The 14,271-nt window shown below is 43.9% G+C and carries 16 protein-coding genes; 12 read left to right on the plus strand and 4 right to left on the minus strand.

The annotated features are described in order from the left end of the window. A partial coding sequence (locus A37S_RS24745; RefSeq protein WP_036602274.1) for a DUF4372 domain-containing protein occupies positions 1 to 194 on the minus strand: 194 nt, incomplete at its 3' end. 313 nt (positions 195 to 507) lie between these two features. Here A37S_RS24745 and A37S_RS0113640 point away from each other — a divergent pair. After that, positions 508 to 1,974 (plus strand): M28 family peptidase, encoded by a 1,467-nt coding sequence (locus A37S_RS0113640; protein WP_245586383.1) that lies wholly within the window; start codon positions 508 to 510, stop codon positions 1,972 to 1,974. A gap of 77 nt (positions 1,975 to 2,051) precedes the next feature. After that, positions 2,052 to 2,699 (plus strand): tRNA (guanosine(46)-N7)-methyltransferase TrmB, encoded by a 648-nt coding sequence (trmB, locus tag A37S_RS0113645; RefSeq protein WP_028297470.1) that lies wholly within the window; start codon positions 2,052 to 2,054, stop codon positions 2,697 to 2,699. On the opposite strand, the gene A37S_RS24750 is transcribed toward trmB, so the two are convergent. After that, entirely contained in the window at positions 2,696 to 3,658 is a 963-nt protein-coding gene (locus tag A37S_RS24750; protein WP_036602541.1) for a hypothetical protein, read from the minus strand. The genes trmB and A37S_RS24750 overlap by 4 nt on opposite strands. Before the next feature lie 63 nt (positions 3,659 to 3,721). After that, a complete protein-coding gene (locus A37S_RS0113655) occupies positions 3,722 to 4,447 on the minus strand; it encodes a YebC/PmpR family DNA-binding transcriptional regulator (protein ID WP_028297471.1) in 726 nt (241 codons plus the stop codon). A 137-nt stretch (positions 4,448 to 4,584) separates the two neighbouring features. On the opposite strand from A37S_RS0113655, the gene pnuC reads away from it, so the two are divergent. From pnuC to A37S_RS0113705, 10 genes are all read left to right on the plus strand, one after another. Next, on the plus strand, positions 4,585 to 5,196 hold the full coding sequence (pnuC, locus tag A37S_RS0113660) for a nicotinamide riboside transporter PnuC (RefSeq protein WP_051293185.1): 612 nt from the start codon (positions 4,585 to 4,587) through the stop codon (positions 5,194 to 5,196). Next, positions 5,175 to 5,720: an AAA family ATPase gene (locus A37S_RS0113665; RefSeq protein WP_028297473.1), complete on the plus strand. Its 546-nt coding sequence runs from the start codon at positions 5,175 to 5,177 to the stop codon at positions 5,718 to 5,720. Before pnuC ends, A37S_RS0113665 begins: the two co-directional genes overlap by 22 nt. Positions 5,721 to 5,804: 84 nt before the next feature. Next, a complete protein-coding gene (gene dapF, locus A37S_RS0113670; protein ID WP_028297474.1) occupies positions 5,805 to 6,584 on the plus strand; it encodes a diaminopimelate epimerase in 780 nt (259 codons plus the stop codon). Between the two features lie 222 nt (positions 6,585 to 6,806). Further along, entirely contained in the window at positions 6,807 to 8,036 is a 1,230-nt protein-coding gene (locus A37S_RS0113675) for an HD domain-containing protein (protein ID WP_169719501.1), read from the plus strand. Positions 8,037 to 8,110: 74 nt separating this feature from the next. Then, positions 8,111 to 9,142, plus strand: a complete 1,032-nt coding sequence (lpxD, locus tag A37S_RS0113680) for a UDP-3-O-(3-hydroxymyristoyl)glucosamine N-acyltransferase (protein WP_028297476.1) — start codon at positions 8,111 to 8,113, stop codon at positions 9,140 to 9,142. Positions 9,143 to 9,193: 51 nt separating this feature from the next. Beyond that, entirely contained in the window at positions 9,194 to 10,597 is a 1,404-nt protein-coding gene (locus A37S_RS0113685) for a bifunctional UDP-3-O-[3-hydroxymyristoyl] N-acetylglucosamine deacetylase/3-hydroxyacyl-ACP dehydratase (RefSeq protein WP_028297477.1), read from the plus strand. Between the two features lie 10 nt (positions 10,598 to 10,607). Next, the gene (lpxA, locus tag A37S_RS0113690) at positions 10,608 to 11,402 is read left to right on the plus strand and encodes an acyl-ACP--UDP-N-acetylglucosamine O-acyltransferase (RefSeq protein ID WP_028297478.1); all 795 of its coding nucleotides are present in this window, start codon (positions 10,608 to 10,610) and stop codon (positions 11,400 to 11,402) included. 19 nt (positions 11,403 to 11,421) lie between these two features. Then, entirely contained in the window at positions 11,422 to 12,045 is a 624-nt protein-coding gene (locus A37S_RS0113695; protein ID WP_342663600.1) for an ABC transporter ATP-binding protein, read from the plus strand. A gap of 137 nt (positions 12,046 to 12,182) precedes the next feature. Further along, positions 12,183 to 12,746, plus strand: coding sequence for an elongation factor P (gene efp / locus A37S_RS0113700; RefSeq protein WP_028297480.1), 564 nt, complete (start codon positions 12,183 to 12,185; stop codon positions 12,744 to 12,746). Between the two features lie 99 nt (positions 12,747 to 12,845). Beyond that, entirely contained in the window at positions 12,846 to 13,427 is a 582-nt protein-coding gene (locus A37S_RS0113705) for a 5-formyltetrahydrofolate cyclo-ligase (RefSeq protein WP_036602545.1), read from the plus strand. Positions 13,428 to 13,458: 31 nt separating this feature from the next. Here A37S_RS0113705 and A37S_RS0113710 read toward each other — a convergent pair whose 3' ends face one another. After that, positions 13,459 to 14,253, minus strand: coding sequence for a S1/P1 nuclease (locus A37S_RS0113710; protein WP_028297482.1), 795 nt, complete (start codon positions 14,251 to 14,253; stop codon positions 13,459 to 13,461). Between the last annotated feature and the right edge of the window lie 18 nt (positions 14,254 to 14,271).

Below are 14,271 nucleotides of genomic sequence, written 5' to 3' on the forward strand. Positions count from 1 at the left end.
CCCATAGAATCACATCGGCTGAATATTCCGAACAGCATCGTCATGAGTTGTGTCCATGAATCAAAGGTCTTGTAATAGCGGTCAGACCGGTGCTTGCTCACAAGCATCTCAAATTTGTTCCTTGGAATAAAACCTAATAATTGTTTGAAGATTGGCTGACCGACTAATTTCTTTTCTGTATTTTTATCACTCATATTTTTAGTTTGTCGTAAAACCAAAATATGAAAAAAGGAGCTTGCCAGATATGGCAGCTCCTTAAATTATTTTTTGTCGGTCAGTAGTGATATGTTTAATTAATTCTATATAATTAATTTAGGAATAAGTAAATGCTCAAAGGGCTCGAACGGGATTTTGGTATAAGTTACGGCTTGCAAACCTATCATCATGGGCTATCGATCCAGTAAAAGACGGTAAAGGGCCATAATAAATTGGTTTTCTGAATAGTCTTTAATTTTCATTTTACGCCTCTTTTCTTTGCATTTTGCCAGTAATTTTATAGGTTTGGCTATGAAAATGAAAAATACCTTTACCACATTGTTCCTTGGGCTTGCTTTCCACATTTCCCTTGGGCAAGGAAAGCCAGAATGGGCTGCCACATTTGATCAAATAAACAAAGAAGTAACAAAAAACTCAAAAGCATACCAGACGTTAGGTGACGCAAGTAAAAAAATTGGGCATAGGCTTACTGGATCGGAAAATGGGAAAAAGGCAGAGCAATATGCTTTCGACCTCTTAAAATCCTATGGATTCGATGATGTCCGTTTTCAACCTTTTACCGCCGAAAGCTGGAGTAGAGGGACGCTAGAGGTACTGATTGGCGAAGAAAACAACAATATGCTGCCTTTTAAAGCGGTTACTCTGGCGCATTCGCCAGTAAGTTCCCAAGTAGAAGCCGAGATTGTAGATATGGGCAATGGTGTAGAGGCAGACTACCTGTCTAACCCAGGAAAAGCCAAAGATATGATTGTATTGGCGTTTTTAGGTGTATTGCCTGGCTCACCTGAAGGGACCAAGTCATTGCATCGCTCAGAGAAGACCGCCCTAGCCATAAAGTATGGCGCAAAAGGGATTATATTGATCAATGCTGCTCCGGGAGGAATTTTGTTGACGGGCACGGCTTCTGTCACTGGAAAATTGATCCCCATTCCCGCGGTTTGTATTGGCCGTGAAGATGGTTTGGAGCTAAAGCAGGCGCTGGAAGAGCATCCTGAGTTTGCATCCATCAAAATGACAAATACGTCTGGCATGATAACGGCAAGAAATGTCATCGCTTCAATCAAAGGAAGTAAATATCCAGAAGAAAAGGTAGTGGTTGGGGGACATTTGGATAGTTGGGATCTGGCAACAGGTGCTATAGATAACGGGATAGGTTCCTTTGCTGTAATAGATATAGCCCGTACCATCAAAAAATTGAAATTGCAGCCTGAAAGAACCTTAGAGTTTGTGCTGTTCATGGGCGAGGAGGAAGGCCTGTTGGGCTCAAAGGCTTATGTAGAGCAAGCAATAGCCGATGGCAGTATTGACCAGGTGAAGTATATGCTCAACTATGATATGACTAATGATCCAAAGGGATTCAGTTCCAGTATGGAAGGAAGCAAGGCTCTCTTTTCCTATATAGGTTCTCAGGTGCAGAAGATTGATGCCTCCTTCAAGAATGGTTTTCGCTTTGGGGTGGGCCTTCATAGTGATCATCAGCCCTTTATGTTGCAAGGAATACCCACTGGAGGAGGTAGCGACGGCCATTTGGAGCAATCTGTGCTAAATTGCTACCATGCTGATTGCGACACTTTCGACCTAGTGGATAAGGCTGGAATGACCAATACTGTACGATATAGCTCGATGCTGGCCTTTGCGCTTGCCGACGCGCCGGAAATCCCTGTGAGGAGGCAAACGGATGCCGAAGTAAAGGAAATGCTGATACGCAACAACCTGGAGGAGCCGCTTAGAATATCCGGAGATTGGCGTTGGAAATAATTGCCACTATGCTAATGTAAAAATCAATTTCGGGAGTTGTGGGCAGAAGCGTATTTTTGTCGCCTTGATTAATTAGCATGGGAAAAGATAAACTGAGAAAGTTTGCCGAGGTGGCAACCTTTGCCAACGTATTGCAACTTGATGAAGGAAAAGTGATGAAAGGGCAGTGGGCCGCGGCTCACTTTGGCAAGGACAAACCCATTGTACTGGAATTGGCATGCGGCAAAGGAGAATATAGCGTGAATCTTGCTAAGTTATTTCCTGAAAAGAACTTTATTGGAATAGATTATAAGGGAAATAGGATATGGCGTGGTGCGAAGACAGCCTTGGAAGAAGGGATTCAAAATGTCGCTTTTCTACGGATTCAAATTGAAAACATATTGGACTATTTTTCCAGTGGAGAAGTAGATGAAATCTGGATTACTTTCCCCGACCCACAGCCGCAAATAAGCCGTGAAAAGAAAAGGTTGACAGCGCCCGCATTCTTAGAGAGATACAAGCAAATCCTGAAGCCCGGAGGTACCGTCAACTTGAAAACGGATAATGACGGGCTTCATGCCTACACGCTGGAAAAAATACTGGAACTCGATTTACATCTATTGAAAAAGACAGAAGATTTATATCGATCGGAAATTGTAAACGAGGTGCTTTCTATCAAAACCTACTATGAGAGGAAGTACTTGGCTAACGAAAAGAATATCAATTATCTCCAGTTCAGTTACTAGTCATTTTTCTTCTTAAATCTGGGCGTGAAACCCACAGGCTTTGATTTGGGCGTGTCGTCTTTTGACGCTTGCTCCCCCTCGCTATTGTCTTCTTTGGACTTTTGTTCTTGTTCGCTGTCTGCAGCATCGGGTGACTGGCCTTTCCCTGCGCTCTTGAACCGAGGCTTGAAGCCGAGCGGTTTGGCAGGCGTTTCCTGTGTTTGCTTCGCCGTCGGTTTATCCTCTTCGGGCTTGTCGGTTCCTTGGTTTTCCTCTATATGCTTTTCGGTCTTTGTGACCCCTGCCTTAAAGCGAGGCTTGAAGCCGAGTGGCTTGGCTTCCTCTGGCTTGGAAGCGGCATTTTCCTCACTGGGCGGCTCCGTTTTCTTTGTTACTCCCGCTTTAAATCTCGGGGTGAATCCCGTTGGCTTCTTGCCCATTAAGGGCTTTTCTGGACTTTCCTCTGTTGAAGATTCTGCCTTGTCTTTATCGGCAAGCGCGTCTTCTGGTGGTGTTAATGGATGTTGATCAGTAGCATCATCTTTTGTATCTGCTTTCTTTAATTTGGCAGCATTGAAACGGGGTTTAAAGCCCGAAGGTTTTGCGCTTGTTTCCCCTTTTTCAATAATGGGTTCCGTAGTATCGGGATCGGCTGGTTTTGGCAACGAGGTCCCTTTGAAGCGAGGTTTGAACCCAGCTGGTTTCGGAGCTTGTGGAGCGTCTTTGCTGACATCAGCCTTATCGTCGTTGAGGTTGGGAGTCGTTGTGTGGAGACCTTTCGGTTGGGAAGCGGCCACCGTATCTTCCCTAAGGACATACTGCTTGCGCAGTTTGTTGAACCAGAACTTCTTGCTGTGGTCAAAGCTCTTTTCGCCCATTAGGGTAAAATGACTCCTGAATTCTTTGTACAAAGAAGGATCACTCCTCTCCAACGAGGAAAGGTCTATCTTTTTCTTGAGAAAAAATTCTTCAAAAGTCATTATCTAGTTGTGGGTTGCGAGCTGCGAGTTGCATAAGGGGCAACTCATAGCTCAAAACTCAAATTATGCCATGTTGTGATATACAGCTTGCACATCATCGTCTTCCTCAATCTTGTCGATGAGCTTCAAAACATCGGCTGCTGCTTCCTCGGAAATTTCTGTTTGAGACAAGCTGATACGTTCCAGTTTGGCACTTTTTACTTCAATTCCCTTGTCTTCCAACAATTTTTGCATATTCCCGAAATCTTCGAAAGAGGTTTGAACTACCACTACGTCGTTGCCTTCTTCGTCCTCTTCTACATAGAGTTCTTCCAGCCCGCCATCTATAAGTTCAAGTTCCAGTTCTTCCAGATCCAAGTTGTCCGTAGCGGCAAAGCGAAAGATCGATTTGCGCTGGAAAATAAAATCTAGAGAACCCGTCTTTCCGAGCGATCCGCCAGCTTTACTGAAGTAGCTCCTTATATTGGCCACTGTGCGGTTGGTGTTGTCCGTTGCGGTTTCTATCAATACAGGCACACCGTGCGGGGCATAACCTTCATAAACATGTTCTTCGTAGCCTGCGGCGTCTTTTTCCGAAGCGCGCTTAATGGCTGCTTCTATTCTGTCCTTGGGCATATTCACTGCCTTGGCGTTCTGTATGGCAGTGCGCAAGCGGGAATTTGATTCTGGATGTGGCCCGCCTTCCTTTACTGACATGGCAATTTCTTTGCCTAAGCGAGTGAACTGGACGGCCATCTTAGCCCAACGTTTAAACTTCCTTTCTTTTCTAAACTCAAATGCTCTTCCCATTGTAGTATAATAGCAATATTAATGTTGTTTGATGATTCTTAGCATGCTAATCTTTGATGCCAATCTTGACAGCATGTACCCGCCAAAATTAGCAAAAATCGTGTAAAGAACGTTTTTTCTATATATTTACCTACGAAATGAATTTTTGCGAGTGGTGTGACGTGGTTTTTGAACAATTTATGGCCACGAGCTGGCTCGAGTGGCTTGCCGTTGTTTCCGCTTTTGCTTGTATTTATTTGGCTGCAAAGCAGCATATTCTCAATTGGCCCATTAGCATAATCAGCGTACTGGCTTATGCCATCTTGTTCTATGAAGGGAGGTTGTATGGTGAAATGGCCCTTCAAGGCTATTATCTTTTTACGGCAATTTATGGGTGGTATTATTGGCTGAAGAGAAAACAGGAGCACAAAGAACCTATCGTCAGTTTTTCAAGATCAAAAATAGGACTCATTTTGCTGATAACGGCCGTTGGCGCGTTCTTGTTAGGGTCTTTTTTGGCTCATTTTACCGATACTGATGTGGCTTATGTAGACGGAACGCTTGCAAGTATTAGTTTTGTGGCCCAGTTTCTGATGACAAGGAAGGTGTTGCAAAATTGGTTGATGTGGGTGGTAGTAGATATTCTGTATATACCCTTATTTGTGTACAAAGGATATTATTTGACGGCACTTCTTTATGCCATGCTTAGCTATATTGCATGGCTGGGTTATAAGGATTGGAGAAAAACATGGAAAGAAAGCCATTCTTGAAAATTGCTGTTGTAGGCCCCGAGTCTACGGGTAAATCGACGGTTTCGCAGGCAGTGGCACAGCATTTCAATACAGTAGCTGTACCAGAGTATGCCAGGGAGTATTGTCGGAACCTGAATAGGAAATACACCTTGCAGGATGAAGTGAATATTTTTTATGGTCAGTTGGCATTGGAAAGAGCCCTTGTCCCGTTTGTGAACAAGGGCATAATGGTGTGTGACACCATGTTCTTAACGGTCAAGATATGGTGCGATCACTTGTTTGGTGATACCCCCAATGAAGTAAAGGCAGAACTCAATACACATAAATATGATTTTTATCTGCTGATGGATATCGACCTGCCTTGGGAAGACGACCCTTTACGTGATTTCCCGGAAGAAAGACCTTATTTTCTGGAAATATGGAAGCGGGAGCTAGAGGAATTGGGCGCAGATTATGAACTAATATCCGGAATTGGCCCCAAACGAATAGAACATGCCCTTCAGTCAATTAACCTGTTTTTTAAGCGGACAGGCAGGCGTTAAGGTGGTGCTGTCAATTGCTTTCGCGCGCATTGCCTTAGATAGAAAGGTTTTTCTTATTTTTGGCTTTTTATTTCATGACGCAGTATGCCCATTAAGTTCTATAAATACCAAGGTGCAGGGAACGATTTTATCGTTATAGATAACCGTGACTTGCAATTTGAGCGAACCAATCACGAACGAATAGCGCAGTGGTGCGATAGGCGTTTCGGTGTTGGGTCCGATGGCTTGATGTTGTTGGAAAACGCCGAAGGGTATGATTTTAAAATGGTCTATTACAATGCGGATGGTAGGGAGGGCAGTATGTGCGGTAATGGAGGCCGCTGCATCGTTGCTTTTGCCCATGATATGGGCATCATAGAAGACAATACGCGATTCATTGCCGTAGATGGCGAACATGAGGCATCGCTCAGTAAGGATGGAACATGGGTGCGCCTAAAGATGATAGATGTAAATAGCGTTGCTAGAGAAGGCGATGACTATGTGCTTAATACCGGTTCGCCGCATTATGTGCGGCTCGTTGATGATCTTGATACTTACGATGTTGTTAAAGAAGGGCGGAAAGTGCGCTACAACGACGTATATAAGGCAGAAGGTATCAATGTCAACTTTGTGGAGCCTCAAGGAACGGGCTATGCCGTGCGTACATATGAACGTGGCGTAGAGGACGAGACCTTGGCTTGTGGTACGGGTGTGACGGCCGTCGCTATCGCTATGGCAGTGGATAGAGGGGAGACTGGATCACTAATGGTACCAGTAAAAGCAAGGGGAGGGAACTTGAAAGTGAGCTTTGAGAGAAGTGGTACTGTTTTTCATGATATATTTTTGGAAGGGCCAGCTCAATTCGTCTTCGCAGGAGAAATCTAAATCGCAATAAATCGTTTTTATCTGCCTGTTTTGCTGTGTTTAACAATTATTAACAGGTAGAATTGTTTCAGAGTTATAGATTTGTCGTGTTCACTTTTTAGTGGTGTTCAAATGGATTATGGCGGGAATCATTCCTTCATTTACTAATAATTGGATGATTTGGTGTTAATTAAATCAAAAAATAGCAAATTTGCCGTCGATTGTTAAAGAGTTGTTTATATAATGCTGAATAAAAGAAAGATCATCAATGACCCGGTATATGGCTTTGTCACTGTGCCCACAGACTTGGTTTTCGACCTTATTCAGCATCGGTATTTTCAGCGTTTGCGTTATATAAAGCAAGTCAGCTTAACACATTTAGTCTATCCGGGTGCTTTGCACACACGCTTTCAGCATGCTTTGGGAGCCATGCATTTGATGTGCCTTGCATTGGATACATTGAAAAGTAAAGGGATTGATATCAGTAGCGAGGAGGAGGAATCTGCCGCTATTGCCATTCTTCTGCACGATATAGGTCACGGGCCGTTCTCGCATTCGCTGGAGAGCACATTGGTTACGGGTGTATCGCACGAGCATATTTCGTCGTTAATAATGGATGAGATGAATCGCGATATGGGCGGGAAATTAGATCTGGCGATAGCTATCTTCAAGGACAAATACCATAAGAAGTTTCTGCATCAGTTAGTCTCCAGCCAGCTCGATACAGATCGGATGGACTACCTAAATCGGGACAGTTTTTTTACTGGGGTATCCGAAGGGGTCATTAGTTTCGATAGGATCATCCGTATGCTTACGGTGGCAAACAACGAGTTGGTGGTGGAGGAAAAGGGAATTTATTCCATTGAAAAGTTTTTGATTGCCAGGAGACTGATGTTTTGGCAGGTATATTTGCACAAAACGGTTCTTAGCGCCGAGCAAATGCTCATCAAAATATTGCAACGTGCAAGGGAAGTGCTTTTGGGCGGTGAATATTTGTTTGGCACCCCGGCATTGGCTCATTTCTTGGAACACCAAATTAGTCAGGAGGAATTTTTGTCCAATGAGATACACCTACATTGGTTCACGCAATTGGATGATACCGACGTGTTGGCTTCCATAAAAGTGTGGGCTGGCCATAACGATAAGGTACTTGCCATGCTCTGTCAGCGCTTTATGCAGCGGAAGCTGTATCACGTAGAGCTGAGTTCAGCTCCTGCCGATGAGGTGCGTATCGCAGATTTGAGAGGCAGGGCAATGGCCTTGTTCGATGTTCCTGAACAGGTGATTAGCTATTTTGTGTTTACCCAATCTGTGGTGAATAGTGCCTATACTGTGGGGGGAGGCAATATCAATATATTGATGAAAGATGGGAGCATACGCGACATTACAAAAGCATCGGACTTATCTAACTTGGAGGCGCTCTCGAAAAAGGTTCAAAAATACATGATAGCTTATCCTAAGGAGTTGATTTAAATGAGCAAAAGCGTGGCTTTCGCACTTTGGGAAAATTAGATTTTGTTTAACATAATTAAGAGATAGATTTGCAAATGCAATTTTCTGCAAAACAAATTGGCGAATTGTTGAATGGGCGTATCGAGGGCGATGCGTCCGCCACCATATCTCGCCTGGAGAAAATCGAAGAAGCATCGAAGGGTGGACTTTCTTTTTTGGCTAATCCCAAATACGAGCATTTTCTTTACAGTACAGGAGCATCCATCGTGATAGTCAACGAGGATCTGGAGTTAGCCAAACCCGTAGAAGCCACATTGGTAAGAGTGAAAAATGCCTATTCGGCATTTTCGGTATTGCTGGAGCAATACAATGCTTTGCGTTTGCATCGGGTAGGAAGAGAAGACCCTCATTTCATACATCCAACTGCCACTATTGGCGAAAACGTCTATATCGGGGCCTTCGCTTATATCGGCAGGGATGCGGTGATAGGGGATAATTCTCATATTTATCCACATGTGTACGTAGGTGACGCGGTGCGTATTGGTAATGACTGCGTGCTCTATCCCGGTGTGAAGGTTTATCACGATTGTGTCTTCGGAGAAAAGGTGATAGTACATGCCGGCAGCGTCATTGGAAGTGATGGTTTCGGTTTCGCCCTGCAGGAGGATGGAGCTTATAAAAAAGTGAGCCAAATAGGCAATGTCGTGTTGGGCAATAAGGTAGAAGTGGGTGCCAATACCACCATAGACAGAGCTACAATGGGAAGTACTGTGATAGGCGATGGCGTTAAGCTGGATAATTTGATCCAATTGGCCCATAATGTGGAGATAGGAGACAATACGGTCATTGCGGCTCAAACGGGCATCAGCGGTAGCACGAAAGTTGGCCAGGGCGTGGTACTTGGAGGACAGGTGGGCATTGCTGGGCATATCAGTATTGCCGATGGATCTCAAGTACAGGCACAATCGGGAATAAATCGTTCCATTGTCGATGAAAATAAGAAATGGGCAGGTACTCCCGCAGTGTCATTCCAAAAGAACATGCGCATGCAAGTCGTGGCATCTCATCTGCCCGAACTGGAAAAGCGGGTGGAAAACCTAGAGCGCAAGTCGGAGCGGAATAAATAAATAGAAAAATAGGGCATCAGTTGCCCATGAAATATAGTTTAAGAGAATAAAATGAATTCAAAACAAAGGACCTTAAAAACAGAGTTTACTTTGTCAGGCGTTGGCTTGCATACAGGAAAACCAGCTACACTTGTGTTCAAGCCTGCTCCCGAAAATCACGGTTACAAATTTAAACGTGTAGACGTCAAGGGGCAGCCTGTGATAGAAGCGGATGTCGATAATGTGACCGATACTTCAAGAGGGACCACCATTAGCCAAAACGGAGCCAGCGTCTCTACTGTGGAGCATTTGCTTGCTTCATTGGTGGGAATGGAAATAGACAATGTGTTGATAGAGATAGACGGGCCAGAGGTACCTATTATGGACGGCAGCGCCATTTTGTATACACAAGCTATTGAGAAGGCAGGTTATGAAGACCAGGCCGCTGATAGAGAGTACTATGAGATACCTCATAATATACATTATTCTGAAGCAGATCGGAGAGTGGAAATGGTGGCGATGCCACTTGACGGCTATAGGCTCACCTGTATGATTGATTACAACTCTCCCGTCTTGGGAAGCCAGCATGCAGCAATCTCAAATATCGGTGAATTCAAGAAAGAAATTGCCTCTTCGCGTACCTTTTGCTTCTTGCATGAATTGGAAATGCTCCTTAAACACGGACTGATACAAGGAGGTGACCTGAATAATGCAATTGTCGTAGTCGATAAGGAAGTAAAAAGTGAGGAGCTTAAGCATTTAGCCAAGTTGTTCAACAGGGAAGACATTTCCGTTGCCAAAGAGGGAATACTGGACAATATAGAGCTCAGGCATCAGAACGAGCCCGCAAGGCATAAGCTGCTCGATATGATAGGCGATTTGGCTCTCGTTGGAAGGCCCTTGAAAGGCCATATTATGGCGGCGAGACCAGGACATGCGGCAAATGTCGCTTTTGCTAAAAAGATTAAAGCTCAAATGAAAAGGGAGAAAAGTAAAAAATATATCAAGGTGTATGATCCCAATATGACTCCCGTATATGACACTAAGCAGATCATGCAGATATTGCCGCACAGGCAGCCTTTGCTCTTAGTGGACAAGATTTTGGAATTGAGCAAAAATCACGTTGTAGGACTCAAAAATGTCACTATGAACGAGGATCTGTTTATGGGGCATTTCCCTGGTTCACCTGTTTTTCCGGGTGTGTACCAAATAGAAGCAATGGCGCAGACAGGAGGCATCTTGGTACTAAATACTGTTCCAGATCCGGAAAATTGGCTCACGCTCTTTCTCAAGATAGAGAATGCGCGATTTAAAGCCCAGGTAACTCCTGGCGATACAATCATCTTTCAATGTAATTTGATGCAACCCATTAGGCGCGGTATCGCACAGATGAAAGGCGTAGGAATGGTAGGAGAAAAGGTGGTCGTGGAAGCAGAGCTTATGGCCCAAATAGTAAAAGTAAAGAATCTAGATTAAAGATAGCAATATGATACAGCCATTGGCATATATACACCCACAGGCAAAAATAGCAGATAACGTGGTTATCGAGCCCTTTGTGACTATTCATAAAGATGTAGTGATCGAGGAAGGGACGTGGATAGGCTCCAATGTCGTTATTATGGACGGGGCACGCATAGGGAAAAATTGTCGTATATTTCCGGGAGCTGTTATCAGTGGTGCCCCTCAAGATCTTAAATATGCTGGAGAGGAGACCACCGCAGAAATAGGTGACAATACGACAGTGCGGGAATGTGTCACAATAAACAGGGGTACAAAGGACCGCTATAAAACGGTTGTGGGCAAGAATTGTCTCATACAAGCTTATAGTCATATAGCCCACGATTGCATCGTGGGCGACAACTGCATTTTTTCTAATAGTAGCACTTTGGCGGGACATATTACCGTTGGAGACTACGTTGTCCTCGCAGGTATGGTCGCTATACATCAATTCTGCCATATAGGCTCCCATGCCTTTGTGGCTGGCGGTTCGTTGGTACGAAAGGATGTACCTCCGTTTGTCAAAGCAGCGCGGGAACCTTTATCGTATGTAGGAATAAATTCCGTAGGTCTCAGGAGAAGAGGCTTCTCGTCTGAGCAAATATATGAGATACAGGATATCTATAGAACCATGTTCGTGAAAAACAACAACCTGACAAAGGCATTGGATATCATTGAAACAGAATGTCAGCCCACAGAAATCAGAGACGAAATTTTGGACTTTGTCCGTAATTCCAACAGAGGGGTGATGAAAGGATTCGGGCAGGGAAAAGTGGGGATGTAGCCAATTGATCGCGTAGCGCATGAACTTGACGATTAAACTGGACAATGTCGGGAGAAGGTTTAACCGAGAATGGATATTTCGAGGACTCAACTTTGACTTTCTGCAAGGACATAGTTACGCAATATTGGGTAATAATGGTTCTGGTAAATCGACATTGCTCCAAGTACTGTTGTCGAGTCTAGAAGTATCTCAAGGCAAGGTGAGTTATTCAATGGCGGGAAAGGAGATTGAAGCCTCCCGCTTCTATCATTATGTTTCATTCGCCTCTCCCTATATGGAACTTATAGAGGAGTTTACATTGCAAGAGCTGATACACTTTCATTTTAAGTTTAAGAAAATGGTGAGTGGATTAAATACAGATACTTTAATTGATTTGTTGGGTTTGACGAACTCTGCCAATAAGGAGATTCGCTATTTCTCATCGGGCATGAAGCAGCGAACCAAACTGGCTCTTGCTTTTTGCTCTGACACGCCCGCCTTGTTTTTGGATGAGCCCACTTCCAATTTGGATAAAAATGGATTTGACTGGTATAGGGAAATGATCGGCAAATTTACCGATAATCGCTTAGTAGTTGTGTGTTCCAATCAGTCACATGAGTACGATTTTTGTGCTAGTCTTTTGCATATTTCTGATTATAAATAACTTGCTGTTTTCTTCTGGCTGTCTTGCTATCCTTGCGTTTGTGTTTAAGGCGGACTTGCAAATGTTGGGGGAAATAACGAAATTTGCAGCCACAAAATGGCAGACTTGATGTTTGTGTTTTTTTGATTTAAAGAATTATGGCAAAAGCTTCTGAAGTAAAATCCGGTAACATCCTTCGTTTTAATGGTGAGTTGGTTAGTGTAGACGAATACATACACCGTACTCCTGGCAATTTAAGAGCCTTTTACCAGGCCAAGATGCGAAACGTGAAAACAGGGAAATTGGTCGAATACCGTTTCCGTACAGACGAAGAGGTGGAAATTGCCCGTGTGGAAACGAATGATTATCAATACCTATACGAAGAAGGTGACTTTTTTGTCGTAATGGATAATAACACCTTTGATCAGTATAATATCCCTAAAAGCCTGTTTGGCGATTCGGCACAGTTTTTGAAGGAAGGTATGAACGTTTTGGTGGCTTTTGAGAGCGACGAACCTCTTATGGCGCAGGCACCCACGACAGTGGAGCTGGAGATCACTTATACAGAGCCAGCTGTAAAGGGAGATACATCTACGAATGCACTTAAGAGCGCTACGGTAGAGACAGGAGTAGAAATTAGAGTGCCTTTGTTCATTAACATAGGCGATAAGGTAAAAGTAGACACACGTACCGGTGCGTATTTGGAACGTGTTAAACAATAGTTTTTTTGATTAAGTTTTTAGGTTTAGGTTGATTAGGCGGTCTTGGGGAGCTCTCTCCAAGGCCGTTTTTTGTTTATGAACATTTGTGTACCTTGCCCAATGCCATTGGATAAATATACAGCTCGGAAACTTTACAAGCAGAAACGCATGAACTTGACTTCGGACGAGTACACGGCGTTGAACACGAAGCTCATACGGCAACTTCAGGTACTGCCTTATGGTCAATTGGCCTACCTGCACTTGTTTTTGCCCATAGCTAAATTTATGGAGCCAGATTTGTTTCCCTTTATCTCTTGGCTACGAATAGAGCATCCCCACTTGCGTCTGGTGATCCCAAAGGTAATGGATGACTGTTCGTTGGAGCACCATTTGCTCCTTGATGGGACGTCATTGACGACAAATCATTGGGGGATACCAGAGTTAGCGACCGAACATCTGGGTGATGCCGTGCCGGTATCGCTTATAGATATGGTATTGGTGCCGCTGCTGGCCTTTGACAGTTTGGGGCATCGACTAGGATATGGTAAAGGTTTTTACGACCGTTTTTTGGCAAGTTGCAGAAAGGATACATTGAAGGTAGGTGTTTCATTATTCCCTGTGATGGACGAGCTATTGCTGGTAGGAGATCATGATGTACCAATGGATGCGGTGGTATGCCCAGAGAAAATCTATCGTTTTTGAGGCTAGTATTGGAATTGAAACGCCTGTCCTATTAGCTAAACAGCTTGTTTAGAAGTCCAGCTAACCTAATGCCGCCATTTAGCAAACTTTGGTTCAGTTCGTCCACATGCTCGAAATTGTATCTATAGCTCAATTTCTCTTCGGGTTGAACAGTTTGGTACAGCGTCTCCGAGATTTGGTAGGACTCATAGAGCCATTGTTCTACGGGTGCTGCCTGCAGGTTTTTTATTTCTTGCTTGCTGCAGTGGTTTAAGTAAGTAGCGTATTCTGTGTAGCTGAGTTGCTGGTAATCGATTAGCTTCTCATCCCAAACTTGGTGAAGATTACTGCTTTGTCCAAACCAGAAGACTTTCACCTCATTTCCGCCTAAATCCTCTCGTCTGCCGGTATGCATTGGTTGATGGATGTCTCCTACGATGTGTACAAGGAGTCTCAAATACATCCTTTTGGTTTCTAAATCCAAGGAGTTGTTATGTTGTAGTTCATCCGCCAAGAACAGTAGTTTATTGTGGGCATTGGGAAGGGTATCCGCTTGTATGGCGAGGTCGAAAGCTTCTTTGCTGAGGCCTTGTTGGAAGTTGATATAATGCCAGCTGGCCAGGTAATTGTACGTCGGGTCTGACTTAATAAAGTCTGCCCAATTGGCGCACATAGCTAGATCTTCACTACCTAGGATGGCTTTTATGGCTTTTTGTGCCTTTCGGTTCAAGTTCCTTTGGGCAATTTCGCCAACTATACGGTGGCCTGTCATGCCCCAGGCAAAGGCCGAATTGTAGGCAAATGAACTTAATAATAAGATAAAGATAGGGAGCTTTACGTGTTTCATTTCGAGGGCTAATATATA

Source organism: Olivibacter sitiensis DSM 17696 (assembly GCF_000427965.1).
Lineage (GTDB): Bacteria > Bacteroidota > Bacteroidia > Sphingobacteriales > Sphingobacteriaceae > Olivibacter > Olivibacter sitiensis.

Coding starts and splice junctions, on each gene's coding strand:
- A37S_RS0113655 (WP_028297471.1), bottom strand. CDS start 4,447: ATGGGAAGAGCATTTGAGTTTAGAAAAGAAAGGAAGTTTAAACGTTGG.
- dapF (WP_028297474.1), top strand. CDS start 5,805: ATGCCCATTAAGTTCTATAAATACCAAGGTGCAGGGAACGATTTTATC.
- lpxA (WP_028297478.1), top strand. CDS start 10,608: ATGATACAGCCATTGGCATATATACACCCACAGGCAAAAATAGCAGAT.
- A37S_RS0113695 (WP_342663600.1), top strand. CDS start 11,422: ATGAACTTGACGATTAAACTGGACAATGTCGGGAGAAGGTTTAACCGA.
- pnuC (WP_051293185.1), top strand. CDS start 4,585: ATGAATTTTTGCGAGTGGTGTGACGTGGTTTTTGAACAATTTATGGCC.
- efp (WP_028297480.1), top strand. CDS start 12,183: ATGGCAAAAGCTTCTGAAGTAAAATCCGGTAACATCCTTCGTTTTAAT.
- lpxD (WP_028297476.1), top strand. CDS start 8,111: ATGCAATTTTCTGCAAAACAAATTGGCGAATTGTTGAATGGGCGTATC.
- A37S_RS0113675 (WP_169719501.1), top strand. CDS start 6,807: ATGCTGAATAAAAGAAAGATCATCAATGACCCGGTATATGGCTTTGTC.
- A37S_RS24750 (WP_036602541.1), bottom strand. CDS start 3,658: ATGACTTTTGAAGAATTTTTTCTCAAGAAAAAGATAGACCTTTCCTCG.
- A37S_RS0113710 (WP_028297482.1), bottom strand. CDS start 14,253: ATGAAACACGTAAAGCTCCCTATCTTTATCTTATTATTAAGTTCATTT.
- A37S_RS0113685 (WP_028297477.1), top strand. CDS start 9,194: ATGAATTCAAAACAAAGGACCTTAAAAACAGAGTTTACTTTGTCAGGC.
- A37S_RS0113665 (WP_028297473.1), top strand. CDS start 5,175: ATGGAAAGAAAGCCATTCTTGAAAATTGCTGTTGTAGGCCCCGAGTCT.
- A37S_RS0113705 (WP_036602545.1), top strand. CDS start 12,846: ATGCCATTGGATAAATATACAGCTCGGAAACTTTACAAGCAGAAACGC.
- A37S_RS0113640 (WP_245586383.1), top strand. CDS start 508: ATGAAAATGAAAAATACCTTTACCACATTGTTCCTTGGGCTTGCTTTC.
- trmB (WP_028297470.1), top strand. CDS start 2,052: ATGGGAAAAGATAAACTGAGAAAGTTTGCCGAGGTGGCAACCTTTGCC.